This is a genomic window from Streptomyces sp. SID5643, from assembly GCF_009872555.1.
Taxonomy (GTDB): domain Bacteria; phylum Actinomycetota; class Actinomycetes; order Streptomycetales; family Streptomycetaceae; genus Streptomyces; species Streptomyces iakyrus.
On sequence record NZ_WWIC01000158.1, the window covers coordinates 41266 to 66739 of the forward strand.

A 25474-nucleotide genomic window follows, 5' to 3' on the forward strand; every position below is an offset into this window, starting at 1 on the left:
GTCCACGGGCTCCCGCCCGCCGTCGTCATCTGATCGTGATGGTGATCGTCGAACCCTTGGGCGCGGTCCGACCGCCCTCGACGGACTGGCTCTTGACCTCGTCTCCGAACAGGCCGAGCAGACCGCGGTCCTCGTCGACCTGGAATCCGGCGCCCTCCAGCGCCCGCGTGGCGTCGTCGACGCTGTCGCCGACCACGTCCGGGACCTCGATCATCTCCGGGCCCTTCGACAGCGTCAGCGTCACGGTGTCGCCCTCGGCCGCCGTGCCGCCGGACGCCGGCGTCTGCCGGACGACCTGGCCCTTGTCGTACTCGGAGGAGTTGACCCGCTCGGTGGCGATCTTCACCTTGAGGCCGGCCTCGGCCAGCTCGGACCTGGCGTCGGCCTCGTCCGAGCCGGTGACGTCGGGGATGTCGATGGGGCTGCCCTTGCTGACGACCAGCGCGACGGCCGTGCCCGAGCGCACCTTCGTGCCGTCGGCCGGCCGCGCGGAGACCACCGAGCCACGCGGTACGTCCTCACTGAACTCCCGCGTGACCATGCCCGGCTCCAGCCCGCCCTCCTTCAGCCGGGCCCGCGCCCGGTCCAGCTTCTGGCCCGCCAGAGCGGGCACCCGCACGGTCTCGGGACCGTCGGAGACGGTGACGCTCACCGAGGCGTTGCCGCGGATGCGCTCCCCGGCCTCCGGGTCGCTGCTGATGATCCGGCCGCGCTCCACGGTGTCGCTGTAGGCGTGCTCGACCTTGCCGAGTTCGAGACCGGCGTCCCGCAGCCGGTCCTCGGCCTGCTCCTGCGTCTTCGCCAGCAGCGGCGGGACCTCGGTGAACTGGCCGGAGTTGATGTACCAGACGCCCGCGCCGATGCCCAGCACGAGCAGCACGGCGACGACGATCGCCGCCGGTCCGCGCCGGGATCCCGGGCGGCGCCGGGACGGCGGGGGCGGCGGCGGGGACGCGAAGCGGCTGGTGCGGTCGAGGCCGGCTCCGGAGGCCTCGTCGTCCTCGTTCACCGGCAGCGGGCGCGGTGTGGTCAGGGCGCGCGGGATCACGGTCGTCCGGTCGTCGCCGTTGTCGTGGTCCACCGCGAGCGCCTGCGGCGGCACGGCGTCCAGCTGCTCCTCGCTCAGCCGGCCGCGTCCGTCGCGGACCTGCGCGAGCAGCGCCACCGCGTCGTGCGGACGGATCTGCGGGGTGCGGGCCGTCGCCGAGGCCACCAGCTCGTCGAGCTCGTACGCCATACCGGGCACGGCGGCCGAGGGCGGGGGCACGTCCTCGTGGAGGTGCTTGTAGAGGATCACGGCGGGGGAGTCCCCGTCGTGCGGCTTGTCGCCCGTCAGCATCTCGTACAGCATCACACCGCACGCGTACACGTCGACGCGGGGATCGGCGGTGCCGTCCTCTATCTGCTCCGGCGCGAGGTACGAGACCGTGCCGAGGACGGTGCCGGTGGTGTTCGTCACCGTGTCCACGGCCCGGACGAGCCCGAAGTCGGCGACCTTCACCCGGCCGTCGTCCCCTATGAGGACGTTCTCGGGCTTCATGTCGCGGTGCACGAAACCGGCGCGGTGGGCGGCGCCCAGCGCGGCCAGCACCGGCTCCAGGATGTCCAGGGCGGCGCGCGGTTGCAGGGCCCCGCGCTCGCGCAGCACGTCGCGCAGGGTGCAGCCCGCCACGTACTCCATCGCCAGGTACACGTACGAGCCGTCGGTGCCCTGGTCGAAGACCTGCACCACGTTCGGATGGGCCAGCCGGGCCACCGACTTCGCCTCGCGGATGAACCGCTCGACGAACGAGGCGTCGACCGCGAGCGCGGGGTGCATCACCTTGACCGCGAGGATCCGGTCGAGCCGGGTGTCCACGGCCCGGTAGACCGTGGCCATCCCGCCGACCGCGATCCGCGCGTCGATGCGATACCGGCCGTCGAGCACCTGCCCGACCAAGGGGTCCTGAAGGGTCGTGTCCACGCAGGCGAGTGTACGAGCCGGCACCGACAGCTCTCCCGCCCCGCCCGGTTCCGGGGCGCGACTGCAGCCGACCTGTGACGTGTGGACAAGCCCCTACTGGAAAGCGGGCCGTTCCGGGTCCAGGGCGGCCATTCCCTCCGCCGGTGACGACGCCTGCGCGAAATGCCGCCGGGGGATCCGCCCGGCCCGGTACGCCAGCCGCCCCGCCTCCACCGCGTGCCGCATGGCGTCGGCCATCAGCACGGGCTCCTGCGCCCGCGTCACCGCCGAGGCGAGCATCACACCCGCGCACCCCAGCTCCATCGCCAGCGCCGCGTCCGAGGCCGTACCGGCACCGGCGTCCAGGATCACCGGCACGTGCGCGTGCTCCACGATCAGCTGGAAGTTGTGCGGGTTGCGGATCCCGAGACCGGAGCCGATCGGCGAGCCCAGCGGCATGATCGCCGCGCAGCCCGCGTCCTGAAGCTTCCGCGCCAGCACGGGGTCGTCGTTGGTGTACGGCAGCACCGTGAACCCGTCGTCGACCAGCGTCTCGGCCGCCTCCAGCGTCTCGATCGGGTCCGGCAGCAGCGTGCGCTCGTCGGCGATGACCTCCAGTTTGACCAGGTCGGTGCCGAGGGCCTCGCGCGCGAGGCGGGCCGTGAGGACGGCCTCGCCGGCCGTGAAGCAGCCGGCCGTGTTGGGCAGCACCCGGATGCCGAGCCTGTCCAGGACGGAGAGCACCGAACCGTGCACCGAGGCGTTCACCCGGCGCATCGCGACGGTCGTCAGCTCCGTCCCCGAGGCGACGAGCGACCGCTCCAGCACCTCCAGGCTGGGCGCTCCGCCCGTGCCCATGATCAGACGGGACGTGAACGACGTACCACCGAGGACGAACGGATCGTCGGCCATGGTCAGCCTCCTTGGACGGCCGTGAGGACTTCCACCCGGTCTCCCTCGGAGAGGGGCGTGGCGGGCCACTGCGTGCGCGGGACGACGGTTTCGTTGAGGGCGGCGGCCACGCCCGACGGCGAGGCGGTGAGCGACCTCACGACGGTGTCGAGAGCGGTGCCGGGCCGGACGTCCCGGGACTCGCCGTTGACGGAGATGTTCATGCGGGCTGCTCCGTGAGTGCGGTGGCGGTGCTGAAGCGCTTCGGGCTGAAGGGCCGGGCCTCATCCGGGAGTTCACCCGTGGCCAGGGCGTGCGCCAGGGCGTCGCCGGTCACCGGCGTGAGCAGGACGCCGTTGCGGTAGTGCCCGGTGGCCAGCAGCAGACCCTCCAGACCCGTCGGGCCGAGCAGGGGCGCGTTGTCGGGGGAGCCGGGTCGCAGCCCGGCCCGGGTCTCCGTGAGCGGCAGCTCGGTGATGCCCGGGACCAGCTCGTGCGCGTCGCGCAGCAGCTCGTACACGCCGCCCGCGGTCACGGTGGTGTCCCAGCCCAGCTCCTCGCTCGTGGCCCCGACGACGAGTTCGCCGCTCTCGCGCGGCACCAGGTAGACGTGGCTGCCGCGCACCACCGCGCGCACGGTCCGGCTCAGGAACGGCCCGTGCCGCAGCGGCATGGTCAGCCGCAGGACCTGCCCCTTCACCGGCCGCACGGGAGGCAGCACGTCGTCCGGGACCCCGGCGAGCCGCCCGCTGAGGCTCCCTCCCGCCAGCACCACCTGCCCGGCGGCCGCTTCGGTCCCGTCGGCCAGGACGGCACCCGCGGCCCGGTCCCGTACGACGGTCAGCCGCTCCGCCCACGTCCGGTGGAGGACCACGCCCGCCCGCTCACAGGCGGCGACCAGGGCGCCGGCCAGCCGCCGCGGGTCGATCTGGTGGTCGCCGTCGACCCGCAGCCCGCCGCGCACGCCCGGCGCGAGCATCGGCTCCAGACGCCGGCACTCGCGCCCGGACAGCCACTGCGATTCCAGGCCCGACTGCTGTTGCAGGGCGTGCAGTTCGCGCAGGTGGGCCCGGTCGTCGGCGTCCAGGGCGACGGCGAGCGTGCCGCAGCGGCGGTAGCCGAGGTCCCGGCCGGTCAGCTCGGTGAGCTCGGCGGCGAAGTCCGGGTAGCGCCGGGCGGAGGCGAGGTTCAGGCCGAGCAGGGTCTGCTCGCCGTAGTGCAGTTCCGTGACGGCGGCCAGCATGCCGGCCGCGACCTGTGCGGCCCCGCCGCCCGGCTCGGGGTCGACGACGGCCGTGGCGAACCCGCGCTGCGCGGCCCGCCAGGCCGTGACCAGGCCGATGATCCCGCCCCCGATGACCAGGACGTCGGACGATGTGGACGTAGGCGACATGGGCGTCCAGCCCCTCCCTTCGCCGGCATGACCCGGATCAGGTTCGTACGGTCGGAGGCCGCCAGCCTCCCTCTCAGCCCGGTGCGTCCGGGCTCCCGCGAGTGCTTTACCTTGGCCACCCTAGCCCGATGCCCTGTCCCGCAGTAAGGGAGCCTCACCCATGGCCCGGTCCCTCGACGGTCTCGTCCTCGCCCCGGTCGCCGACCAGGCACCGGGCCAGGTGGGCACCCGCACCCGGTTCACGTACCACGAGCGGGAGGGCGAGATCTGGGCCGAGTACGCGGGCGGCGACGTCGTACGCGGCCGTCTCGTGGGTACCCGGGAAGGGGACCGGCTGGACTTCCGGTACGTCCAGCTCAAGCGGGACGGGACCACGTCCTCGGGGCACTGCGTGTCGGCGGTCGTGGAGCTGTCCGACGGGCGGGTGCGGCTGGAGGAGACCTGGGAGTGGGAGTCCGGGCAGGGTCACGGCACGAGCGTTGTGGAGCAGGTCACGGCGCATGAGCACTGACTGACAATGTGTCAGGTGTCTATGGTGATCAGGTGAGCGAGCAGACGCAGGAACCAGGTTCGTCCGCGCCGCGGCGCGTCGTCGTGGCGGGTGCGGGGATGGCCGGGGTGCAGACCGCCGTCGCCCTGCGCGAGCGGGGCTTCACCGGTGACGTGATCCTGCTCGGCGCCGAGCCCCACCAGCCCTACGACCGGCCCCCGTTGTCCAAGGCCGTCCTGCTCGGCAGGGCCGAGGGTTCCGCCTTCGACGTCGACTTCGAAGCCCTCGGCGTCGAAGTGCGGCTCGGCTGCGAGGTGCTGGGCCTGCGCCCCGCCGACCATGAACTCGACACCGAGGACGGGCCCGTGCCCTACGACGTCCTGGTCGTCGCGACCGGCGCCGAACCGGTCCGGCTGCCCGGCGCCGAGGGCGTGCCCGGCGTGCATCTGCTGCGCACCCTGGACGACGCCGAACGGCTGCGGCCGGTGCTGGCCCGCAAGCACGACATCGTGGTCGTCGGAGCGGGCTGGATCGGCGCCGAGTTCGCCACGGCCGCCCGCGAGGCGGGCTGCGCCGTGACCGTCGTCGAGGCCGCGGAACGGCCGCTCGCCGGAGCGCTGCCCGCCGAGGTCGCCGCCCCGATGACCGGCTGGTACGCCGACGCCGGGGTGACCCTGCGGACGCACGCGCGCGTGGAGCGCGTCGAGCCGGGCGCGGTCCTCCTGGACGACGGCTCGCGGCTGCCCGCGGGCGCGGTCGTCGTCGGCATCGGCGCCCGCCCCGCGACGGCCTGGCTGGCCGGCTCCGGCATCGAGTTCGGCGCGCACGGCGAGATCGTGGCCGACGAGCATCTGCGCACGTCCGTGCCGGACGTGTACGCCGTCGGCGACTGCGCCTCCTTCCCCTCGGGGCGCTACGGCGAGCGCCTGCTGGTCCACCACTGGGACAACGCCCTCCAGGGGCCGCGCACGGTCGCCGTGAACATCGCCGGCCGGGCCACGGGGGAGACGCGGGCGGTGTACGACCCGGTGCCGTACTTCTGGTCCGAGCAGTTCGGGCGGTTCGTCCAGTACGCCGGGCACCACGCGGCCGCGGACACCGTCCTGTGGCGGGGCGACGCCGCCGGACCGGCCTGGACGGTGTGCTGGCTGCGCGGTGAGCGGCTGGTGGCGCTGCTGGCGGTGGGCCGGCCCCGGGACCTCGCGCAGGGCCGCCGCCTGATCGAGTCGGGCACCGCGATGAATCCGGTGCTGCTGACGGATCCGGCCAGGCCCATGAAGGCGGCGACGGCCTGAGCCCACGGCCCTCGTGGAGCCGTCCGGGCGGCCCTGCCGGGCCAGGCAGGGCCGCCGCGTGGACCGGGCCGACTTCCGACTGTCAGTGGCAGATGGCAGGCTGGTTTCCGTGACCGAGATTGACGCAAAGATCGATGCTCTCGTCCCCGCCTGGCTCACCCTCCCCGACATCGCCGAACAGTTCGGCGTCGAGGTGACGCGTGTGCGGCAGCTGGTCAAGGAGGGCCAGCTCATCGCCGTACGCCGCGGTGAGAACCGCGCGCTGCACGTCCCCGCCGCCTTCATCGACGGGGACAAGGTCGTCAAGGGCCTGTCCGGGACCTTGACGCTCCTGCGGGACGACGGCTTCACGGACGAAGAGATGCTGGAGTGGCTCTTCACCCCGGACCCCAGCCTGCCCGGCACCCCCGCACAGGCGCTCAGCGAGAATCGCGGCACGGAGGTGAAGCGCCGCGCCCAGGCGCTCGCGGTCTGACCCGGCTCGACCGGACAACCGTCCGGTGCCGCGCGAGCGGGGCCGGACCTGAACAGCCGCCCGAAGAGGGGCCGTGACCCGAGGGGCCACGGCCCGGGGTGGTTCGCGCCCGGCCGGGCCGGTCGGTGTTCCCCGCAGGGGCCGCGCGCGGCCACCGGGACGCGGCGGGACCCGCGGGCAGGCGTAGGGTGCCCGAGGCGTGCGCAGCGGGACAGGGCGCGCTCCCGAGCCGCACGCCGCCGGTACCCGCGCGGGCCCTCCCGTCCGCCGCCGGTAGCCGCGCGGGCGTTCCCGCCCGCCGCCGACGCACGGACGGGCCCACCGGCCCGCACCGCCACGACACACCCAGGGGGACACGCATGACCGGCACCGCCGCCGCCACCGCCCGCGCCCGGCTCGCCGACGCCCGGGTCTACCTCTGCACCGACGCGCGCAAGCGGCAGGGCGATCTGGGGGCGTTCCTCGACGCCGTGCTGACCGGCGGGGTCGACATCGTGCAGTTGCGGGACAAGGGCATGGAGGCCGCTGAGGAGCTGGAGCACCTGGCCGTCTTCGCCGACGCCTGTGCCCGGCACGGCAAGCTGCTCGCGGTCAACGACCGGGCGGACGTCGCGCACGCCGCCGGCTCCGACGTGCTGCACCTCGGCCAAGGCGACCTCCCGGTCCCCGCGGCCCGCGCGCTCCTCGGCGACGATGTCGTGATCGGCCGCTCCACCCACGCCGAGTCCGAGGCCGCCGCGGCAGCCGTCCAGCCGGGCGTGGACTACTTCTGCACCGGCCCGTGCTGGCCGACCCCCACCAAGCCCGGCCGTCACGCGCCCGGCCTGGACCTCGTCCGGTACACCGCCGCCCTCGGCACCGACCGTCCCTGGTTCGCCATCGGCGGCATCGACCTCGGCAACCTCGACCAGGTCCTGGAAGCGGGCGCCCGGCGTGTCGTCGTCGTTCGGGCGATCACCGAGGCCGACGACCCGGGGGCCGCAGCGGCCGGGTTCGCGAAGCGGCTGCGGGAGGTCCAGGGCGTGTCCGATTGACAGGCCGGGGCGAGACAGTTGTCCAAGGGATGGACAACAAGTGGACAATCCGGGCAAAACGCGGCTCACGGTTGGGGGACCGACCTCCCCTGGCTAACCTGCCCGTATGGCCCTCGGCACCGCATCCATCAGGTCGGACCACGCCCGCACCGTCCGCGACATGCTCGCGGACGGCAAGACGACGTACTCGTTCGAGTTCTACGCCCCCAAGACCCCGAAGGGCGAGCGGAACCTGTGGAACGCGCTGCGCCGGGTCGAGGCGGTGGCGCCCGACTTCGTCTCCGTGACCTACGGCGCGGGCGGTTCCACCCGCGCGGGCACGGTCAAGGCGACCGAGGCGATCGCCTCCGACACCACCCTCACCCCGATCGCCCACCTCACGGCGGTCGACCACTCGGTGGCCGACCTGCGCAACATCATCGGCCAGTACGCCGACGCCGGGATCCGCAACATGCTCGCCCTGCGCGGCGACCCGCCCGGCGACCCCATGGGCGACTGGGTGCCGCACCCCCGCGGCCTCGCCTACGCCGCCGAACTCGTCGAGCTGATCAAGGCGTCCGGAGACTTCTGCGTGGGTGTCGCCGCCTTCCCGGCCATGCACCCGCGCTCCCTCGACTGGGACACCGACGTCCGCCACTTCGTCGACAAGTGCCGGGCGGGCGCGGACTACGCCATCACGCAGATGTTCTTCCAGCCGGAGGACTACCTCCGGCTGCGCGACCGGGTTTCGGCCGCCGGCTGCGACACCCCGATCATCCCCGAGGTCATGCCGATCGCCAGCGTGAAGACGCTGGAGCGGATCGGCTCGCTCACCAACGCCGCGTTCCCGGCCGCCCTGAAAGAGCGGATCCTCACAGCACAAGACGATCCGGCCGCTGTACGCTCCATTGGTATCGAATTCGCCACGGAGTTCTGTGCGCAGCTGCTCGCCGAGGGGGTGCCCGGCTTGCACTTCATCACGCTCAACAACTCCACCGCGACACTGGAAATCTACGAGAACCTTGGCCTGCACCATTCATCGCAGGCCTAGACCGTTCGCACCGGTATACGACACACTGCGTAGCGGCCACTGGGAGAGGGGCGTACATGGGCTGGACGGTCCTCTACATCGCGTTCGGCATCGTCGCGCTGTGGCTGCTGGGTGAGGTGCTGCTGCAGTACAAGGCGCGGCTGCGCTGGCGGCTTCTGGCCTTCGTCGGGTTCCTCGGTGTCGTCGTCGGCGTCCTGATCCCGTCGGTCGTCGTGATCGGCCTCGGCGCTGCCGCCTTCGCGGTCGGCCAGACCTACGTCACCCTGTCGTTCCGCAGCGGCTTCGCGGCCGGCTGGGCGGTGAACGCGCCCGCCCTGGGCGGCAGCAAGCGCCGCCGCGGTGAGCGCGGCCGCCAGGAACCGACGCTGGAGGTCTCCGGCCTGGAGGCCGAGGGCGGCTACGACGACGAGGCGGGCGCCTACCGCCGCGACACCGCCGCCTACGGCCAGGACGACGACTACGACCGTGACGACGTCTTCACCCCCGCCCGCCCCGCCCACCAGCCGACGGCCGCCGAGACCACGGCCGTCTACGAGCCGCAGCCCATGCCGGAGGACACCGGCTCCTACGGCACCTACGACAGCGGGTACCAGGCCACGGGGCAGCAGGGCCACGACCAGTACGCCGCCCAGGCCGCCGACCAGTCCTACGCCCACGACTACTCCGGTTACGGTCAGCAGCAGGGTTACGACGCCACCGGCCAGCAGCAGTACGCCGCCTACTCCGACCCGTACATCGGCTCGTCGAACTACGGCCAGGGCACGTACGACGGCACCTACGGCGACCAGCAGTACTACGGTCAGCAGCAGGGCTACGACGCCAGTGGCCGGCAGCAGTACGCCGGCACCTACGGCGGCGAGACCCCGCCCGGCGGGGTGTGGGTCCCGCAGCAGCGCAACACCGACGAGTACGGGCAGGAGCTGCCGCCGGAGCAGCCGTACCCGTACCAGGGCGGCGGGCAGCAGCCGCAGGGCAACGGCTTCGACGAGCAGTACCGTTTCTGAGGCTCAGATCCCGCCGGGGCGTCTTGTGAGGCCCCGGTGCCGCCGGGCGTCGCGTTTCACTGCGAGCCGCGGAACTCCGGCCCCTCCACGATCAGTCCCGCGACCAGCGCGCCCGACATGCCCGCGTGCGGCAGTCCGCCGCCGGGGTGGGCCCAGCCGCCCACGGTGAACAGGCCGGGCAACCGCGTGCCGTTGGACGGGTGCAGCAGCCGCCCGCCGGCCGCCGCCAGCGCCGGCACCGGTACCGCCCCGCCCTCCGCACCCGTTTCGTCCGCGGTGTCGTCCGGGGTGCGCGCCTCGTGCCAGAGGAGGCGGTCCCGCAGACCGGGTACGGCGCGTCCGGCGGCGGTGATCATGTGGTCCACGAGGTCGCCGTGAGGCCGGCCGGGCCGCGCGGGCACCGCCGTCGTGACGGTGACCGCCTCGTGGTCCGCCGGGGCCGGGCGGGGGTCGTCGGGCCGTAGCACCGTGACCGTCGGACGGCCCTGTCCGGCGCCCGTGCCGAACAGGGCCTCCAGCTCGGCCTCGCGGTCCGGGGCGTGCACCACTGTGCGGTGTGCCGTGCCCGCGGGGCGGGGGCCGCGCAGCGCGAGAAGAAGGGTCAGCCGGCCGGCCGCCGCGGGCTGCGGCGGGACCTCGCTCTCGCCCCGCAGGACGGTGCCGGGAGTCAGCCGGGCCAGGATGCCGGATGCGACACCGGCGACCACGAAGTCCGCCTCCGCGACCGACCCCTCGGCGAGTTCCACCCCGGACGCCCGGCCGTCCTTCTCCAGTACCCCGGTGACCTCGGCGCCGAAATGGAACTCGACCCTGCGGGCCCGGCACCGCTCGTACACCGCCCGCGCCAGCTCGCGCAGGCCGCCGCGCACGTACCAGGTGCCGAAGGCGTGCTCCATGTACGGCAGGACGGCCGCACTCGCGGGAGCGGCCCGGGGATCCAGGCCGTACCCGAGGGCGTGGCTCTCCAGGAGTGCCGCGAGCCGGGGGTCGCGCAGCTCCCAGGCGCCGACCTCGGCCAGGGTGCGGGCCCGGCGGGTGCGCAGCAGCCGCTTGTGCGGCACCGACGGGTAGGGCTCGCGCTCGGCCAGCACCTGCCAGTTCGGCCAGAGCGGCTCCTCCAGCAGCGGCCGGCGGGTCCGGTCCCAGGCCTCACGGGCCCGGACCAGGAAGTCGCCCCAGCGCTTCCCGGCGCCCGCGCCGAGCCCTTCGTCCAGAGCGGCGACGACGCCCGCGCGCGAGGCGTTCGGCAGCGACACCTCGGTGCCGTCCGCGAACATGTGCCGGGACGACGGGTCGACCTGGACGAGCTCGACGCAGGACTCCAGCGGCTCCTTGCCGGTCTTCACGAACAGATCGCGGTAGACGGCGGGCAGCGGCAGCAGGGCGGGGCCGGTGTCGAAGGAGAAGCCGTCGCGCTCGAAGCGGCGCAGCGCTCCGCCGTAGGTGTCCGTCCGCTCGTACACCGCCACCCGGTGGCCCGCGACGGCCAGCCGGGCGGCAGCCGTCAGCGCGCCCATCCCGGCGCCGATCACCGCAATCCGTGCCATGCGGCGACTTTATCGGCCCCCACCGACAGCCTCCGCCGACAGCCCCCGCGGACGGCCCCGCCGACAGCCCCCGTCGGCCGCCTCCGAGTACGGGCGCGGAGGCGATCGTGACCAGGCGGCGACACAGCGTTGTGGGGCCCCGGGCGCAGGTCTGAGTATCCGTACCTAGCCGGGGAGTTGAGTACGCGCGCGGATGGGGGACGACCTGCGCGGACGGGAGAGTGGAGACACGGAGAGGGGCACGGCTCCGGCACCGGCGACACGGGGCGCCGGAACGGAGCCGGCCCACGATCCGCTCCTTCCGCCGGCGGTGTCGGCGGGAGCGAGGCACGGGGGAGAACCGGGGGACGACCGCAACGGGGGTCCTGCGGGGGGAACGTACGGGGGAGCAGGAGAACGGGGGAGCAGGGAAGGCGCCGGTTCGAGGTGGCCCGCGGGGGACGCGGCCACAGCGGACCGGCGCTTTCGCGCGGTGGCCGCAGCGCGGTCAGCGGCAGCCGCTCACCCGCCCCTGGAGCAGCCGCGAGAGGGCCGCGTGGACGTCGTCCAGGGAACGCTCCGGCTGGAACGACTTCCAGTCGAGCGCGGCGACCAGGACCATGCCGACCAGTGCCGCCGCCGTCAGCGGCACGTCGATCTCCTCGCTGAACTCGCCGTTGCCGACACCCTCGCGCAGGACGTCTTCCACGACCGCGACGGCCTGCTGCCGGACCACCATCAGCGTGGACTGCCAGGCCCGGTTGGTACGCCACAGCTCGGCCACGTACAGCTGGGTGAAGGCCGGGTAGCGGTCGATGAAGACCAGCCCGGCGCGGATCATCGCGTCCAGGGCGTCGACCTTGCTGCCGCCCTCCCGCGCGGTCCGCTCGGCCGCGTCCCGCAGGGAGGCGGTCAGCAGACCCACTCCGTGCCGCAGCAGTTCCTCGAAGAGGACGGACTTGCTCGCGAAGTTGTAGTAGACCGTGCCTTTCGCGACCCCGGCACGCTCGGCGATCTCGTCCACGGTCGTGGCGGAGAAACCCTGCTCGGCGATGAGCGTGACGGCCGCCTCGTAGAGCTTCTGCCGGGTGGCCTCGCGGCGCGTGCTGCCGCCCGACGCGGCACTGCTGCTTTCCATGGCCCTGATTGTCACAGGAACCTTTCCGGGGGATGCGACGGTGGGGAGGGCTGACGTGCCGGTGGGCAGGTCGGTGGGCGCGGCGGCGGGGCTCACAGGCTCAGCTCCGGGTGCAGCCGGTCCAGCGTCCACACCTGGCGCCGCCGGGCCGCCACGGCGGTCAGCGCGAGGGCGCCCGCGGTGAACGCCGTCAGCACCACGCACGCGTGCCACACCGGTTCGAGACCACCGCCCGTGATGAGCCGCCTCAGGGCCTCGACGACGTAGCTCATCGGCAGGAACGGGTGGAGCGCGTTGAAGAACCCGGGGCTGGTCTGCACGGGGTACGTGCCGCCCGCCGAGGTCAGCTGGAGCATCAGCAGCGCGAGGACGAGGATCCGGCCCGCCGCCCCGAAGCGCGCGTTCAGCCACTGCACGATCGCCGCGAAGCACGCCGTCACCAGGAACAGGAAGCCCACCGTCCCGGCCGCCCGGGCCATCTCCAGACCGACGGCCCAGTGCAGCACCGACATCAGCGCCACCGTCTGCAACACCCCGATCGTCGCCACCGGCAGCCAGCCCGCCAACGCGATCCGCCACGCCGGGGCGCCCGCCGCGAGCGCACGCCGGTTCATGGGCGCGATCAGCATGTACGCCACCATCGCACCCACCCACAGGGACAGCGGGATGAAGTACGGCGCGAAGCCGGTGCCGTAGTTGGGAGCCTTGTGCAGGTCCTGGGAGGCGAGCCGGACGGGATCGGCCATGACCTCGGTGCGCCGGTCGCGGTCCTGTTCGTCGTAGTCGGGGATCTTCTCCGCCCCGTCGTGCAGGCCGCCGGCGAGCTTCCCTGAGCCGCCGACGAGCTTGTAGATGCCGCCGTTGAGGTCGTCGGCGCCCGTCTTCAGCTTGCCGACGCCCTTGTCGAGGCCGACGGCACCGGTCTTGGCCGTGCCGATGCCCTTGTGCAGCTTCTTCGCCCCGGCGGCGACCTCGGCCGCCCCGTCGTTCAGCTTGTTGATCTTCTTGACGGCGTCGGCGAGGTCCTCGGAGAGGTGCGGGGCGCGGTTCGCGAGGGCCTGGGACTGCTTCTGGAGGGTGGCGAGGTTCTTGTCGAGCTTGTCCAGGTCGCCGTCATGGTCCGCGACCAGTGTGTTGAGGTCGTCCGCGATGAGCGTGACGTCGGCGGCGGCGTCCTTGGCCTTCTTCAGGTCGGAGCAGGCCGCGTCCGGCAGGACGGGGTCGTCGCAGCGCCGGGCGTAGACGTCGTTCAGCGTGCCGGACGCCGCTCGGGCGCCCTTGGCGGCGGTCGGGGCCGTCTTCACCAGGGTGTCCAGGTGCTTGCGGATCACCCCGGAGGAGTCGGCGACCAGCTGCGCGGTGTCGCCGATGGTCTTCTCGTTGCCCTTCAGGAAGGGGCCGACCTTGCCGGCGGTGCCGTTGACCCGGTCGGCGAGCTTCTGCGTGCCCTCGGCCACCTGCTTCGAGCCGTCCTCCAGGTCGCCCGCGCCGGTGTGGAGCTTCTTCAGGCCCGTGGCGAGCTTGCCGCTGCCGGTCCTGGCCTTCCGCAGGCCGTCGGCGAGGTCCTTGGAACCCTTCTCGGCCTTGCCGATGCCGCCCTTGAGCCGGTCGGCGCCCTGCGCCGCCTTCACGGTCTTGCCGTGGATGTCGGAGAACGACACGAAGATCTTGTCCAGGAACGACCGGGACGTCTTCGTGGACGCCGCCTGCCGGACCTCGCCGAAGACCGTCCGGGAGATCTGCCCGACGATGTAGTTGTTCGCGTCGTTCGTGTGCACCTGGAGGGCGCCGGTCTCCGGGCTGTTCCCGGAGCTGGAGGCGATCCGCTCGCTGAAGTCGGCGGGCAGGGTGAGTGACAGGTAGTAGCTGCCGTCCTCGACGCCCCGGCGGGCCTCGGCGGCGCTCACCTCCTGCCAGTCGAAGGTCTTGCTGTCGTGCAGCCCCTTCGTGATGTCGTCGCCCGCCGTGATCTTCTTCCCGTCGGCGGTCGCCCCCTTGTCGTCGTTCACGAGCGCCACCGGGATCTTGTCCAGACGGCCGTACGGGTCCCAGAACGACCACAGGTACAGCGCGCCGTACAGCAGCGGCAGCACCAGCAGCGCGACCAGAGCGGCGCGCGGCAGCTTCCCCCGCCCGAAGCGGCGCAGCTCAAGCGCGGCCAGTCTCGGCGAGCGCATCGGCCTTCTCCTCTCCCTGGTCGGCCTGGTCGGCCTGGTCGGCCTGGTCGGCCTGCTCGGTTCCCTGATCGGCCGGGCCGTCCTCGAGGGCCGGCTCCTCGGGGTTCTGGGCGGTGGAGACCTTGACGGCGCCCTCGGGGGCCTCGCTGCACACCGCCACGACCGTCGTCCCGGCATCGGCCAGCGACCTGAGCAGTGCCCAGACCTCCTCCCGCTCACCGTCCGCGAGCTTGAGGTCGGTGTCGTCGATGCCCAGCAGCCGGGGCCCGCCGACCAGGGCGAGTGCCACCGACAGCCGCAGCGACTCCAGGCGCTCCAGGTCCCGTACGGCCGTGCGCGGCCCCTTGGGCAGGGCCTCCAGGTCGAGCCCGGCGGCTTCGAGGGCGGCGTCGACGCGCCGCCCGGCCTCGGCCGCGCGCTCGCTGCGGGGCCGCAGCAGACCGCGCAGGGACGCGCCGAACCGCTGCTGGAGCAGCGCCCGCTCCCGCAGGTGCTCGCCGACGGTCAGGGCCGGATCGAGGTCGGTGACCCCCGGGACGTGCGCCAGCGCGCTGCTGCCCCGCACCGCCGCCATCTGCTTCGGAAGCCTCGCGTCGCCCACCGAAGCCGTGCCCTCCGAGACCTTCATCCGCCCCGTCAGCGCGAGCAGCAGGCACGTGCGGCCGGACCCGGACGGGCCCTCGACCGCGACGAGCGCGCCCGGCCCGGCGTCGACGGAGATCCCGCGGACCGCCCACCCCCGTGGCCCCTTGATCCCGAGGCCCTCGGCGACGATCCGCACCCCTCCCGCCTGTTCCCCCACGTGTCTCCCCTGAATTTGAACTGACTGGTCAGTGCAAAAACTACTCCGAACCTACGAGCGAAGCAAAACAGCAGGTCAGAACGGATTGTCAGTGCCATACCTCACGATGGGTCACATACGGCACTCCGTGACCGGACGTGCCGTCACACAGACGACAGGAGGTTCGTCATGGCCAGCTATCACGCAGCAGCCGCCCGTCGGCGCCGCGCCACCGGCCCTGCCCCCTCACTGACCGGTCCGGCGAGCGACGTGCACCCCGTGCTGCGCCGGGCCACGGCCCCGCCCGCCGCCCTCGACCTGCTCGCCCAGGCCCGCGCGAGCCTCGACGAGGCCATCGCCCTGGAAACCCCGAACGAGCGCTACGCGACGGCCCACCTCGCCGCCCTGCGCACCGCCGCCGCGGTACTCGCCGCCCGGGGGCGCCCGGAGACCTCCCCCCGGGCCCGGGCCAAGATCCGGAGCGCCTGGGAAGTGCTCCCCGAGATCGCGCCGGAACTGACGGAGTGGAGCGCACTGTTCGCCGCAGGCGCCCGGCGCCGGGCGCGGGCCGAGGCCGGCATCCAGGGCGCCGCCACCGGCCGGGACGCCGACGACCTGATACGGGACGTGGCGATGTTCCTGCGCCTCGTCGAGCGGATGCTGGTCCTCCAGCCGGTCCTCCCGCAGCCCCGCCCGGACCAGGACCGGCCCGAGGGCCCCGGCCCGGGGAGGGACATGCCGGACGCGGGCTGACGGGGCCGGGGTCCTGGGCCCGGTCGGTGGCCCCGGACTGGGAGCGTCCGACGCGAGGCCGGTCGGTGGCCCGTGCTGGGAGCGCCTGACCCGAGTTCCCTCCCGGCACCGGTCACCCGGGCGCCGCGGCGGAGGCAATAGGGTGGGGGACGCCTGAAGTCTTCCCTCCCCGCCGGCCGGGGCCGGGGAGGACGCCCCGTTCACGCCGCCGCGCAAGAGGCGGTGCCGCGCCGAGGAGTCAACTGCCGTGTCGGACCCGATGCGCCCCCGCGCCTCACTCCGTACCGCCGTGGTCTGGGAAGTCCTTCAGGACGCCCTGGACCGCCGGGCCAAGGCCACGGGTCGGGAGTCGCTGGACGTCCTCGACACCGGAGGCGGCAGCGGCAACTTCGCGGTGCCCGTCGCCCGTCTCGGTCACCGCGTCACCGTCGTCGATCCCAGCCCCAACGCGCTGTTCGCCCTGGAGCGCCGCGCCGCCGAGGCAGGTGTCGCCGACCGCGTCGTGGGCGTCCAGGGTGACGCCCACGGCCTCTTCGACGTGGCCGAGCGCGGTGGTTACGACGTCGTGCTGTGCCACGGCGTCCTGGAGTACGTGGACGACCCGGCCGAAGGCGTCCGCAACGCGGTGGCGGCCCTGCGCGCGGAGGGCGTCCTCAGCCTGCTCGCCGCCGGCCTCGGCGGTGCCGTGCTGGCCCGCGCCATCGCAGGGCACTTCAAGGAGGCCCGGCAGGCACTCGACGACCCGAACGGACGATGGGGCACGGGCGACCCCGTCCCGCGCCGCTTCACCGCCGAGCAGCTCACGAGCCTGGTCGAGGCCGCGGGCCTGCGCGTCGGCGCGGTGCACGGGGTGCGGGTCTTCGCCGACCTCGTGCCCGGCGTCCTCGTGGACACCGAGCCCGGGGCGCTGGAAGCGCTGCTGAAGCTGGAGGAGGCCGCGGCCGAGCTTCCCGCCTTCCACTCCGTGGCCACGCAATTGCACGTGCTCGGTGAGACCGGCGGGACCGGTGCGGCTGGTGGGGCCGGCGATACCGATGGGGCTGCCGAGGCCTGAGCCGCTTCGTGAGGTACCGCCGCTGATCAGCGCCTTGGCTGCGCATGGAGTACGCCACAGGCCCCCCGAATGGGGGCGGCGCGCCGTATGATCGAGGGAGACCGTTCCGGCATGACGGGTCGGCCGCCGGGGAATGCAAGCCTCAGCGAGCCGGGACGCCCATGGCGGGGTCCGGTTGGTCAATTGGCGCAGAGGGGCGGGTTTCACGGGGGCGATTCCCTGCCTATCCTGAAGGGACCCCCCGGGTCGCCCCGGCGACTGCACGATGAGGAGGACTCCGTGCCGCTCTCGGAGCACGAGCAGCGCATGCTCGAGCAGATGGAGCGAGCGCTGTACGCCGAAGATCCCAAGTTCGCGACAGCGCTTGAGGGAAGCGGGCTGCGCACGTACACCCGGCGACGGGTCTACCAGGCGGTCGCCGGCTTCCTCGTAGGTATCGCGCTCCTCATGGCTGGAATGGTCGCCAAGCAGGTCTGGCTCAGCGTCGTGGGCTTCCTCGTCATGCTGGGCTGTGCGGTGCTGGCCGTCACCGGCTGGCGCAAGGCTCCCAAGCCGGGCGAACAGGCCGGCAGTGGCGCCGGGCCCCAGGCCCGCCGACAGGGCAGGCAGCGCCGCTCCGTGATGGACCGCATCGAGCAGCGCTGGCAGAAGCGCCGCGACGAGCAGGGCGGCCACTAGCCCTCGCCCTCCGCGCAGCCTCTCCAGACCTACGTCCGCATACGTACGTCAGGGGGTGGCCACCGAGCCGGTGGTCACCCCCTGACGCATGCTTCGGCACCTATGCGCAGGCCGTCCCGGCCCAGTAGGCGGGAGCCCGCCCCCGGACCCGGGACGCGAAGGCCGGCCGGCGCACCCGCGCCGGCCGGCCTGAGCCGACGTATCCCTCAGCCCTGCTGGCCCACGTGTCCCTCAGCCCTGCTGGCCAGATGCCTTCCGCAAGGTCGGCCGCATCGCCACGGCCCGCTCCCGGACGTCCGTCCACCGGGCCGACGCCGCCCACACCACCCGCACCGTGGAGCGGGGAGCCACGAGCGCCCGGAGCCGCGCCGGACGGCCCGCCGCCGCGCTCATGCCCGCCGCCGCACGGCGGACATCCTCCGTGAGGCCGGCCACGGGGCGGGGATGCGGTGCGTACAGAACCTGCTCCACGGCGTTCGCCACCCGGTGCACCGACGCCGCGGCCGCCGCGTCGAGATCGCCCAGCCGCACGATACGGGCGGCCGCCTTGCGCGGTGTCTGCGACTCGTCCGGCGTGATGCCGAAGTCCCACGCCGTGTCGGTCAGCTCCTGCCAGACGGCCAGCGTGTGCCGGGCCGCGTCCGCCTCGCTGCGGCCGTGCGCCCCGAGCCGGACCGTCCGCGTCCGCAGCCGCCACAGCATCGGCGCCAGGGGGAGTGCGAGGACGGCGAGACCGGCGAGGGCCCACACCAGGAACGCGTACCACTTCGGGCCGTCGTCGTCCGTGGGGAGCGCCGCCTGCGGCGACTCGCTCGCGCAGCCGCCGTCCAGCTTCTTCTGCTCCGGCGTGCAGGATTCGCTCGCCGACGGCGCCGAGGAAGGCGCGGTGGACGTCGTCTCGGACGGCCGCACCGGGTCCGGCACCGAGCTGTCGGGGCTGTCCGGCAAGGTGTACGACGGCATCGAGCCGCGGTTGGGGGTGGGCTCGAAGCGGGTCCAGCCCACGCCCTCGAAGTACAGCTCCGGCCAGGCGTGCGCGTCGCGCAGCCCCACCGACACCGAGCCGTCCGCCTGCGGGGAACCGGGCGCGAAGCCCACCGCGACCCGGGCCGGGATGCCCAGGGAGCGGGCCATCGCCGCCATCGCGAAGGAGAAGTGCACGCAGAAGCCCTGCTTGTCCTTCAGGAAGCGGGCGATGGCCTGCGAGCCGCTGCCCACCTGCACCTGCGTGTCGTACTCGAAGCCACCGGTCACGGCGAACCAGTCCTGGAGCTTGACCGCCTGGTCGTACGGGTTGGCGGCGCCCGCCGTGACCTGGCGGGCGGTGCGGCCCACCACCGACGGCAGCGAGTCGGGCAGCTCGGTGAAGTCGCCCTCGATGTCCGCGGGCGGTGGCCCCGCCGCGGCGAGCTGCCGCGCCGTCGGCTGCATCTCCAGGCTCTTCACCTGGTACGTCAGGCCCCGCGTGTTCTGTCCGTGGTCGCCGACCAGGGTCATGCCCACCGGCTCGTAGCGCCAGTTGCCGCTGATGCGCACCCCGCTCGGCGGGTACGGCATGGGCAGCCAGTCCTGGGCGTACCAGTCGGCCGCCGTGATCGTGGTGTCGACCTCCCTGCGCTTGACGTCCGGGCTCAGGCCGACCGGGGCCGGGAAGGTGCCGTCGGGGACGGCGGTGATGGACCGCCGGGACGGCTTCCACGTGGTGCCGTCGAAGTCGTCCAGGGACACGATCCGCAGATACAGGTCCGAGACGTCTTCCATCTTCGTCCGCACGGACAGGACCTGCTGGTCCTCGTCCGCGTTCAGGCTGTCCCGCAGCGACACCAGCGGGTTCACGGCGGAGATCGTGCCCCCGCCGCCGGGGCCGCCGCCCGCGCCGGCTCCCACGGAGTCCAGCAGGCCGCCGTTCATCGCCGGCAGGCCGAGCGGCACCACCAGGGCGATGCCCAGCGCGACCACGCCGATGCGCCGGCCGGTGCGGACCGGGGCGACCGCGCCGCTCGGCTCCCCGCCGGACGTGCGCGGAGCACCGCCGAAGACCCGGCCCCACTGCGAGAGCCGGTCCCGCCCCTCGGCCAGGAGCAGCATCAGGTATCCGGCCGCCGCCACCAGGAACCACAGCCAGTCCGTGCCCCCCTCGGACAGCCCGGCGGCCACGGAGTACAGCGCGAGCAGGGGCAGCCCGGCCGGGGCGGCGCTGCGGAACGTCACCGCGAGGGTGTCCACCAGCAGCCCGATGACCAGGACCCCCCCGATGAGCATCAGCCGGATGCCGTCGGATTCCAGGGGCGCCGGGATGGCGTACCGGGCGATGTCGTCCCCGCCCTGCTGGAGCAGGACCGCGAAGCGGTCGAAGGCCTGCGGCCCGGGGATCAGCCCGGCCAGGGCCTGCTCACGGGCGAACACGAAGGTCAGCAGCGCGACGGTGACCACGGTTTGCGCGGCGATGGTCAGCGGCCGGGCCAGCGGCACCCTGCGGGCAGCGGCACCCACGCCCGATTGCAGGGCCAGCAGGAAGGCCGCCTGCACGATCCACGTGGCCGGCTCGACCAGAGGCAGCAGGGCGCACGCGGCCATCAGCGTGGCCGCCCAGGCGCCCAGCGTCAGTCGTATCCGCCCGCTCATCCCCGTCCCTCCCCGCCGCTCGCGGCGACCACGCCCCGGCGCTCCCGGTCGGCCTGCCGCCACACCTCGTCCACGGAGGCGCCCCGCGACACCCGCAGGGCCGTCCAGCCGGCCTCCCGCAGCATGCGCAACCGGTCTTCGCTCCTGTCCAACGGACCCGGGACGTCGCTCGGTTCCCGCACCCAGCTCTCGCTGTCCAGCACGAACGCGACCGCGCCCGGGCTGCGCTGCCGCATCCGGCCCAGCACCGCCGCCTGGTCCTCGTCCAGGTCGCCGAGGAAGGCCACCAGCAGCCCCTCGTTCCCGCCGCGCAGCACGTCGTAGGCCCGGGACAGGCCCGCGCCGTCGGAGTGGTCGATCACCGCGAGGGTGTCCATCATCAGCCCGGCCGCGTCCGCCGACTCCTGGCTCGCGCCGGCGAAGCCGTCACCGCCCTCACCGGGCACCGCGTCGCCGGTGTCCGTCAACAGCCGCACCGAGTAGCCACGTTCGAGCATGTGCACCAGCACGGATGCGGCGCCCGAGACGGCCCATTCGAAGGCCGCGTCCGGTCCTGCGCCCTGGTAGGCGATGCCCCGGGTGTCCAGCAGCACCGTGCAGCGGGCGCGCTGCGGCTGCTCCTCGCGGCGCACCATCAGCTCGCCGTAGCGGGCGGTGGAGCGCCAGTGCACGCGGCGCAGGTCGTCGCCGTAGCGGTAGCCGCGCGGGATCACGTCGTCCTCGCCGGCCAGCGCGAGCGAACGCTGCCGGCCGTCGCCGTACCCCTTGGCCTCACCGCTGAGGCGCACCGGCGCCAGCGGCTCCACGCGCGGGATGACCGTGAGGGTGTCGAACGTCGAGAAGGACCGGGTCAGCTCGCACATGCCGAACGGGTCGGTCAGGCGCAGCTGGAGCGGGCCCAGCGGGTAGCGGCCGCGCAGGTCGGAGCGCACCCGGTAGGAGACCTCGCGCCGGCCGCCCGCCTCGACCCGGTCCAGCACGAACCGGGGCCGGGGGCCGAGCACGTACGGCACCCGGTCCTGGAGCATCAGCAGGCCCGTGGGCAGCCGCGAGACGTTGTCCATCCGCAGGTGGACCCGGGCCTCGCTGCCCGCGGGCACGCGGGCGGGGGAGAGCCGGCGGCTGCCCGCGACCCGGTAGCGGGTGCGGTAGAGCACCGCCGCGCACACCAGCGGCAGTACCGTCAGCAGGAGACCCACGCGCAGCAGGTCGGCCTGCCCGAGCACGTAGGAGCAGATCGCGGCCGCGACACCGGCGGCCAGGAAGGAGCGTCCGCGGGTGGTCAGACCGGCCAGGGCGGTGCGGATGCCGCCCTTCTCGCCCCCGTCGGCTTCCGCGTGCCCCGTCCCCGCGGTGGTCATCACAGCCTCCGCGGCGGCTGCTGGGGATAGGCCGGTGCCGTACGGTCGAGGCCGCCGAAACCGCTCTGCTGCGGCGGCGCCGCGGTCGGTACCGGGGTGCGCTGAAGGATCTCGTCGACGACCTGCTCGGCGGTGCGCCGGTTGAGCTGGGCCTGGGCGGTGGGCAGCAGCCGGTGCGCCAGCACGGCGCGGGCGAGGGCCTGCACGTCGTCCGGCAGCGCGTACTCCCGGCCGCTGAGGGCCGCGGACGCCTTCGCCGCGCGCAGCAGGTGCAGCGTGGCGCGCGGGGAGGCGCCCAGTCTCAGGTCGGGGTGCGTGCGCGTGGCGCCGACCAGGTCGACCGCGTAGCGCCGGACCGGCTCGGCGACGTGCACGCCGCGCACCGCCTCGATCAGCTTGAGGATCTCGTGCGCGTGGGCCACCGGCTGGAGGTCCTCCAGCGGCGAAACGCCGCCGTGCACGTCCAGCATCTGCAGCTCGGCCTCCGCGCTCGGGTAGCCGACCGACACCCGGGCCATGAAGCGGTCGCGCTGGGCCTCCGGCAGCGGGTAGGTGCCCTCCATCTCGACCGGGTTCTGCGTCGCCACCACCATGAAGGGGCTGGGCAGCTCGTAGGTCTTGCCGTCGATGGTGACCTGGCGCTCCTCCATCGACTCCAGGAGCGCGGACTGCGTCTTGGGCGAGGCGCGGTTGATCTCGTCGCCGATCACCACCTGCGCGAAGATCGCGCCCGGCTTGAACTCGAAGTCACGGCGCTGCTGGTCCCAGATGGACACACCCGTGATGTCCGACGGCAGCAGGTCCGGCGTGAACTGGATGCGCCGCACCGAGCAGTCGATGGACCGCGCCAGTGCCTTGGCCAGCATCGTCTTGCCCACACCCGGGACGTCCTCGATCAGCAGATGTCCCTCGGCGAGCAGTACGGTCAGCGAGAGCCGTACGACCTCGGGCTTGCCCTCGATCACGCCTTCCACCGACTCCCGCACGCGCTCCACGACGGCGGTCAGATCAGTGAGGCTCGCTCGATCGTCATAGGTCGTCACCCGGCCCTCCTCGGCCTTTCCCGTGCTCCCAAGGAGCACGGGATACCCCATTTTCCCGGGCCGCCTCCGCATGACGCGGGCCGGCCCACCCCGAACCACGGACACCACGCGTGAAAAGTTCCGCGCGACGCCACTCCCGCATTCTTGCTGCCGTTACCGTTTCGTGTCACTCGACTGTGGACAACTGGCCGCGATATGTCGGTCTTGCGATCATTCGAACGTGCGACTGACAGGCTTTCGACAGCTACAGCAGGTGGCTTTCCGGAGCGGACGGGCCCACGTGCCCAGGCCTGCGGGCCGGGTCAGGAGGCCGGGTCGACCTCGCGCAGCAGGCCGGTCTTCACGTCGAACACGAATCCGCGCACGTCCTCGGTGTGCGGCACGAACGGCGAGGTCCGCACGCGCTGCATCGACTGCCGCACGTCCTGGTCGACGTCCCGGAAGGACTCCACGGCCCACGCCGGGCGCTGGCCGACCTCCGCCTCCAGCTCGTTGCGGAAGTCCTCCGTGAGGCTCTCCAGGCCGCAGCCGGTGTGGTGGATGAGCACCACGCTGCGGGTCCCCAGCTTGCGCTGGCTGATGGTGAGCGAGCGGATCACGTCGTCGGTCACGACGCCGCCCGCGTTGCGGATCGTGTGGCAGTCGCCCAGTTCGAGACCGAGCGCCGCGTGCAGGTCGAGACGGGCGTCCATGCAGGCCACCACGGCGACCTGCAGGACGGGGCGGGCGTCCATGCCGGGATCGGTGAAGGCCCCGGCGTAGCGCTCATTGGCCTCGACGAGCCGGTCGGTGACGGTGCCGCCGGTGGTCGCGGCGTGGGGGCCAGTGGGAACCGATGCAGAAGTCGTCATAACCATGACGTTACTGGTCATCCGTGTCTTCGTCCCGCTGTGAGAGGGGACAAAGAACGCCATCGGGCCTTGTAGTGAGGTAACCCACAGGGGCGATGTGCCGTGGGCCTGCGACGCGCAGGCCGGTTGATTGACCGCGCGACAGGGTGGACTAAAGTGACGCGAAGCGGGAGGCGAGACTCTCCCCGCTGGACTGAATTCTTCGGAGACTCCGGCGACGACCGGAGATCTCCCCGCGTGCGCGGCGCGTACGTACGGCTCGGCCTCCTCCCGCTTCCGGCCGGCTGACGCTTCCGGCGCCGGCGGGCCGCCCCTTCACCGGGGCCCCAGCCACGCTGGGAACGGGCGGGGACCCGGCGGTGCGTACGGACGGCCGCGCCGGATCTGAGAGGGCCCCTTGAGCGAGAGTCGACACGTCCCGGTGATGCTCCAGCGGTGCCTGGACCTGCTGGCACCCGCGCTGGAGGGCCCGGACGCCGTGGTCGTCGACTGCACCCTCGGCCTCGGCGGACACAGCGAGGCCCTCCTGGAGAGGTTCCCCGCCGTCCGGCTCGTCGCCCTCGACCGCGACAAGGAGGCCCTGCGCCTGTCCGGCGAGCGCCTCGCGCCCCACGGCGAGCGCGCCACCCTCGTGCACGCCGTCTACGACGAGCTCCCCGAGGTGCTGCACAGGCTCGGCATCGCGCGCGTGCAGGGTGTCCTGTTCGACCTGGGCGTCTCCTCCATGCAGCTCGACGAGGCCGACCGCGGCTTCGCCTACGCCCAGGACGCCCCGCTCGACATGCGCATGGACCAGACGACCGGCGTCAGCGCCGCCGAGGTCCTCAACACCTACCCGCCGGGCGAACTGGTGCGCATCCTGCGGGCCTACGGCGAGGAGAAGCAGGCCAAGCGGATCGTGAGCGCGATCGTGCGGGAGCGGGAGAAGGAGCCGTTCAGCACCAGCGCGCGGCTGGTCGAGCTGATCCGCGACGCCCTGCCGCAGGCCGCCAAGCGCACCGGCGGCAACCCGGCCAAACGCACCTTCCAGGCCCTGCGCATCGAGGTCAACGGCGAGCTCTCCGTCCTGGAGCGGGCGATCCCGGCCGCCGTGAAGGCGCTCGACGTCGGCGGGCGGATCGCCGTGCTGTCGTACCACTCGCTGGAGGACCGGCTGGTCAAGCAGGTCTTCGCGGCGGGCGCGGCCACCACCGCGCCGCCCGGACTGCCCGTCGTCCCCGAGCGCTACCAGCCGCGGCTCAAGCTGCTGACGCGCGGTGCCGAACTCCCCACCGAAGAGGAGATCGCCGAGAACCGGCGGGCGGCACCGGCGCGACTGCGCGGGGCCCAGCGCATCAGGGAGGACGTCGAGTGAGGCGTGTGCAGGCCGGACCGAGGGAGCGTGCGTGAGCGGCAAACCCGAACTGAAGGGGAGGGCGGCCCGACTCGCGCGGCTCCTCCCGACCGGTCACGGTCAGGCGGCCCGCACGCCCTTCGTCCTCCTGGTCGTCCTCCTCCTCGGCGGCGGTCTCATCTGTCTCCTGGTGCTGAACTCGGCCCTCAGCGAAGGGGCGTTCAAGCTCGACGACCTCCAGCGCGGGACCAAGAACCTCACCGATGAGGAGCAGGCCCTCCAGCGGGACATCGACGCCTACTCCGCCCCCGACGCCCTACAGCGCCGCGCCCGCGAGCTCGGCATGGTGCCCGGCGGCGACCCCGCCTTCCTCGCTCCCGACGGCACCGTCAAGGGCGTCCCCGGCGCCGCCCCCGGCGTCCGGCCGTCCTCCGTGCACACCCCCCTGGTCCTCGCCCCCGAGGCCATGACCGACGGCCCTCCTTTGACCCCCGGCAGGTGACGGAAGTGTCCGACAGGGAACCGCCACGCCGCCGCGTGCCCGGGCCCGCCAGGCCCGCCCGCCCCGAGGCCCGGCGCCGTCCCGGCCCCGGTGCCCGT

At 73.4% G+C, this 25474-nt stretch carries 23 protein-coding genes and 1 riboswitch; of the genes, 11 read left to right on the forward strand and 12 right to left on the reverse strand.

Features of this window, described 5'->3' with window-relative positions; all coding sequences use genetic code 11:
- Window positions 1-25 precede the first annotated feature (25 nt).
- The 4 genes from pknB to thiO all read right to left on the reverse strand — a co-directional run bounded on the left by pknB (window position 26) and on the right by thiO (window position 4226).
- A complete protein-coding gene (gene pknB / locus GTY56_RS19030; protein WP_161366545.1) occupies window positions 26-1963 on the reverse strand; it encodes a Stk1 family PASTA domain-containing Ser/Thr kinase in 1938 nt (645 codons plus the stop codon).
- A 93-nt stretch (window positions 1964-2056) separates the two neighbouring features.
- On the reverse strand, window positions 2057-2854 hold the full coding sequence (locus GTY56_RS19035) for a thiazole synthase (RefSeq protein ID WP_161366546.1): 798 nt from the start codon (window positions 2852-2854) through the stop codon (window positions 2057-2059).
- Between the two features lie 2 nt (window positions 2855-2856).
- A complete protein-coding gene (gene thiS / locus GTY56_RS19040) occupies window positions 2857-3057 on the reverse strand; it encodes a sulfur carrier protein ThiS (protein ID WP_161366547.1) in 201 nt (66 codons plus the stop codon).
- Complete coding sequence (gene thiO / locus GTY56_RS19045; protein ID WP_161366548.1) at window positions 3054-4226, reverse strand: glycine oxidase ThiO; 1173 nt, start codon at window positions 4224-4226, stop codon at window positions 3054-3056. The genes thiS and thiO overlap by 4 nt, the downstream gene beginning before the upstream one ends.
- Window positions 4224-4335, reverse strand: a riboswitch (TPP riboswitch). It overlaps the preceding gene by 3 nt.
- Before the next feature lie 51 nt (window positions 4336-4386).
- Between thiO and GTY56_RS19050 the strand changes: the two genes are divergently transcribed.
- The 6 genes from GTY56_RS19050 to GTY56_RS19075 all read left to right on the forward strand — a co-directional run bounded on the left by GTY56_RS19050 (window position 4387) and on the right by GTY56_RS19075 (window position 9554).
- The gene (locus GTY56_RS19050; RefSeq protein WP_161366549.1) at window positions 4387-4737 is read left to right on the forward strand and encodes an avidin-fold protein; all 351 of its coding nucleotides are present in this window, start codon (window positions 4387-4389) and stop codon (window positions 4735-4737) included.
- 32 nt (window positions 4738-4769) lie between these two features.
- A complete protein-coding gene (locus GTY56_RS19055; RefSeq protein ID WP_161366550.1) occupies window positions 4770-6011 on the forward strand; it encodes an FAD-dependent oxidoreductase in 1242 nt (413 codons plus the stop codon).
- Between the two features lie 109 nt (window positions 6012-6120).
- The gene (locus GTY56_RS19060) at window positions 6121-6486 is read left to right on the forward strand and encodes an Rv2175c family DNA-binding protein (RefSeq protein WP_039932287.1); all 366 of its coding nucleotides are present in this window, start codon (window positions 6121-6123) and stop codon (window positions 6484-6486) included.
- A gap of 359 nt (window positions 6487-6845) precedes the next feature.
- Window positions 6846-7520, forward strand: a complete 675-nt coding sequence (thiE, locus tag GTY56_RS19065) for a thiamine phosphate synthase (RefSeq protein ID WP_161366551.1) — start codon at window positions 6846-6848, stop codon at window positions 7518-7520.
- 106 nt (window positions 7521-7626) lie between these two features.
- The gene (gene metF / locus GTY56_RS19070) at window positions 7627-8550 is read left to right on the forward strand and encodes a methylenetetrahydrofolate reductase [NAD(P)H] (protein ID WP_161366552.1); all 924 of its coding nucleotides are present in this window, start codon (window positions 7627-7629) and stop codon (window positions 8548-8550) included.
- 56 nt (window positions 8551-8606) lie between these two features.
- Window positions 8607-9554, forward strand: a complete 948-nt coding sequence (locus tag GTY56_RS19075) for an SCO2102 family sporulation regulator (RefSeq protein ID WP_161366553.1) — start codon at window positions 8607-8609, stop codon at window positions 9552-9554.
- Window positions 9555-9610: 56 nt separating this feature from the next.
- Here the strand turns inward: GTY56_RS19075 and GTY56_RS19080 are convergent, their stop codons facing one another.
- The 4 genes from GTY56_RS19080 to GTY56_RS19095 all read right to left on the reverse strand — a co-directional run bounded on the left by GTY56_RS19080 (window position 9611) and on the right by GTY56_RS19095 (window position 15197).
- On the reverse strand, window positions 9611-11101 hold the full coding sequence (locus GTY56_RS19080; RefSeq protein ID WP_161366554.1) for a phytoene desaturase family protein: 1491 nt from the start codon (window positions 11099-11101) through the stop codon (window positions 9611-9613).
- A 487-nt stretch (window positions 11102-11588) separates the two neighbouring features.
- Window positions 11589-12218, reverse strand: a complete 630-nt coding sequence (locus tag GTY56_RS19085) for a TetR/AcrR family transcriptional regulator (RefSeq protein ID WP_161366555.1) — start codon at window positions 12216-12218, stop codon at window positions 11589-11591.
- Window positions 12219-12310: 92 nt separating this feature from the next.
- Window positions 12311-14395 carry a YhgE/Pip domain-containing protein gene (locus GTY56_RS19090; RefSeq protein WP_161366556.1) on the reverse strand — a complete coding sequence of 695 codons (2085 nt, stop codon included), beginning with the start codon at window positions 14393-14395 and terminating at the stop codon, window positions 12311-12313.
- A complete protein-coding gene (locus GTY56_RS19095) occupies window positions 14367-15197 on the reverse strand; it encodes an ATP-binding cassette domain-containing protein (RefSeq protein WP_346345517.1) in 831 nt (276 codons plus the stop codon). The genes GTY56_RS19090 and GTY56_RS19095 overlap by 29 nt, the downstream gene beginning before the upstream one ends.
- A gap of 168 nt (window positions 15198-15365) precedes the next feature.
- Between GTY56_RS19095 and GTY56_RS19100 the strand changes: the two genes are divergently transcribed.
- The 3 genes from GTY56_RS19100 to GTY56_RS19110 all read left to right on the forward strand — a co-directional run bounded on the left by GTY56_RS19100 (window position 15366) and on the right by GTY56_RS19110 (window position 17661).
- The gene (locus tag GTY56_RS19100; RefSeq protein WP_161366557.1) at window positions 15366-15929 is read left to right on the forward strand and encodes an SAV_6107 family HEPN domain-containing protein; all 564 of its coding nucleotides are present in this window, start codon (window positions 15366-15368) and stop codon (window positions 15927-15929) included.
- A 247-nt stretch (window positions 15930-16176) separates the two neighbouring features.
- Window positions 16177-16983, forward strand: a complete 807-nt coding sequence (locus GTY56_RS19105; RefSeq protein ID WP_161366558.1) for a methyltransferase — start codon at window positions 16177-16179, stop codon at window positions 16981-16983.
- A gap of 279 nt (window positions 16984-17262) precedes the next feature.
- The gene (locus GTY56_RS19110; RefSeq protein ID WP_161366559.1) at window positions 17263-17661 is read left to right on the forward strand and encodes an SCO2097 family morphological protein; all 399 of its coding nucleotides are present in this window, start codon (window positions 17263-17265) and stop codon (window positions 17659-17661) included.
- A gap of 231 nt (window positions 17662-17892) precedes the next feature.
- Here GTY56_RS19110 and GTY56_RS19115 read toward each other — a convergent pair whose 3' ends face one another.
- The 4 genes from GTY56_RS19115 to GTY56_RS19130 all read right to left on the reverse strand — a co-directional run bounded on the left by GTY56_RS19115 (window position 17893) and on the right by GTY56_RS19130 (window position 23562).
- Complete coding sequence (locus GTY56_RS19115; protein WP_161366560.1) at window positions 17893-20286, reverse strand: transglutaminase TgpA family protein; 2394 nt, start codon at window positions 20284-20286, stop codon at window positions 17893-17895.
- On the reverse strand, window positions 20283-21647 hold the full coding sequence (locus tag GTY56_RS19120; RefSeq protein ID WP_161366561.1) for a DUF58 domain-containing protein: 1365 nt from the start codon (window positions 21645-21647) through the stop codon (window positions 20283-20285). Before GTY56_RS19120 ends, GTY56_RS19115 begins: the two co-directional genes overlap by 4 nt.
- Window positions 21647-22690 (reverse strand): AAA family ATPase, encoded by a 1044-nt coding sequence (locus GTY56_RS19125; RefSeq protein WP_161366562.1) that lies wholly within the window; start codon window positions 22688-22690, stop codon window positions 21647-21649. Before GTY56_RS19125 ends, GTY56_RS19120 begins: the two co-directional genes overlap by 1 nt.
- Window positions 22691-22992: 302 nt before the next feature.
- On the reverse strand, window positions 22993-23562 hold the full coding sequence (locus tag GTY56_RS19130; RefSeq protein WP_202510418.1) for a beta-class carbonic anhydrase: 570 nt from the start codon (window positions 23560-23562) through the stop codon (window positions 22993-22995).
- Window positions 23563-23938: 376 nt separating this feature from the next.
- Here GTY56_RS19130 and rsmH point away from each other — a divergent pair, with 376 nt between their 5' ends.
- A complete protein-coding gene (gene rsmH, locus GTY56_RS19135) occupies window positions 23939-24895 on the forward strand; it encodes a 16S rRNA (cytosine(1402)-N(4))-methyltransferase RsmH (RefSeq protein WP_161366564.1) in 957 nt (318 codons plus the stop codon).
- A gap of 31 nt (window positions 24896-24926) precedes the next feature.
- Complete coding sequence (ftsL, locus tag GTY56_RS19140) at window positions 24927-25376, forward strand: cell division protein FtsL (protein ID WP_161366565.1); 450 nt, start codon at window positions 24927-24929, stop codon at window positions 25374-25376.
- Window positions 25377-25474: the final 98 nt, after the last annotated feature.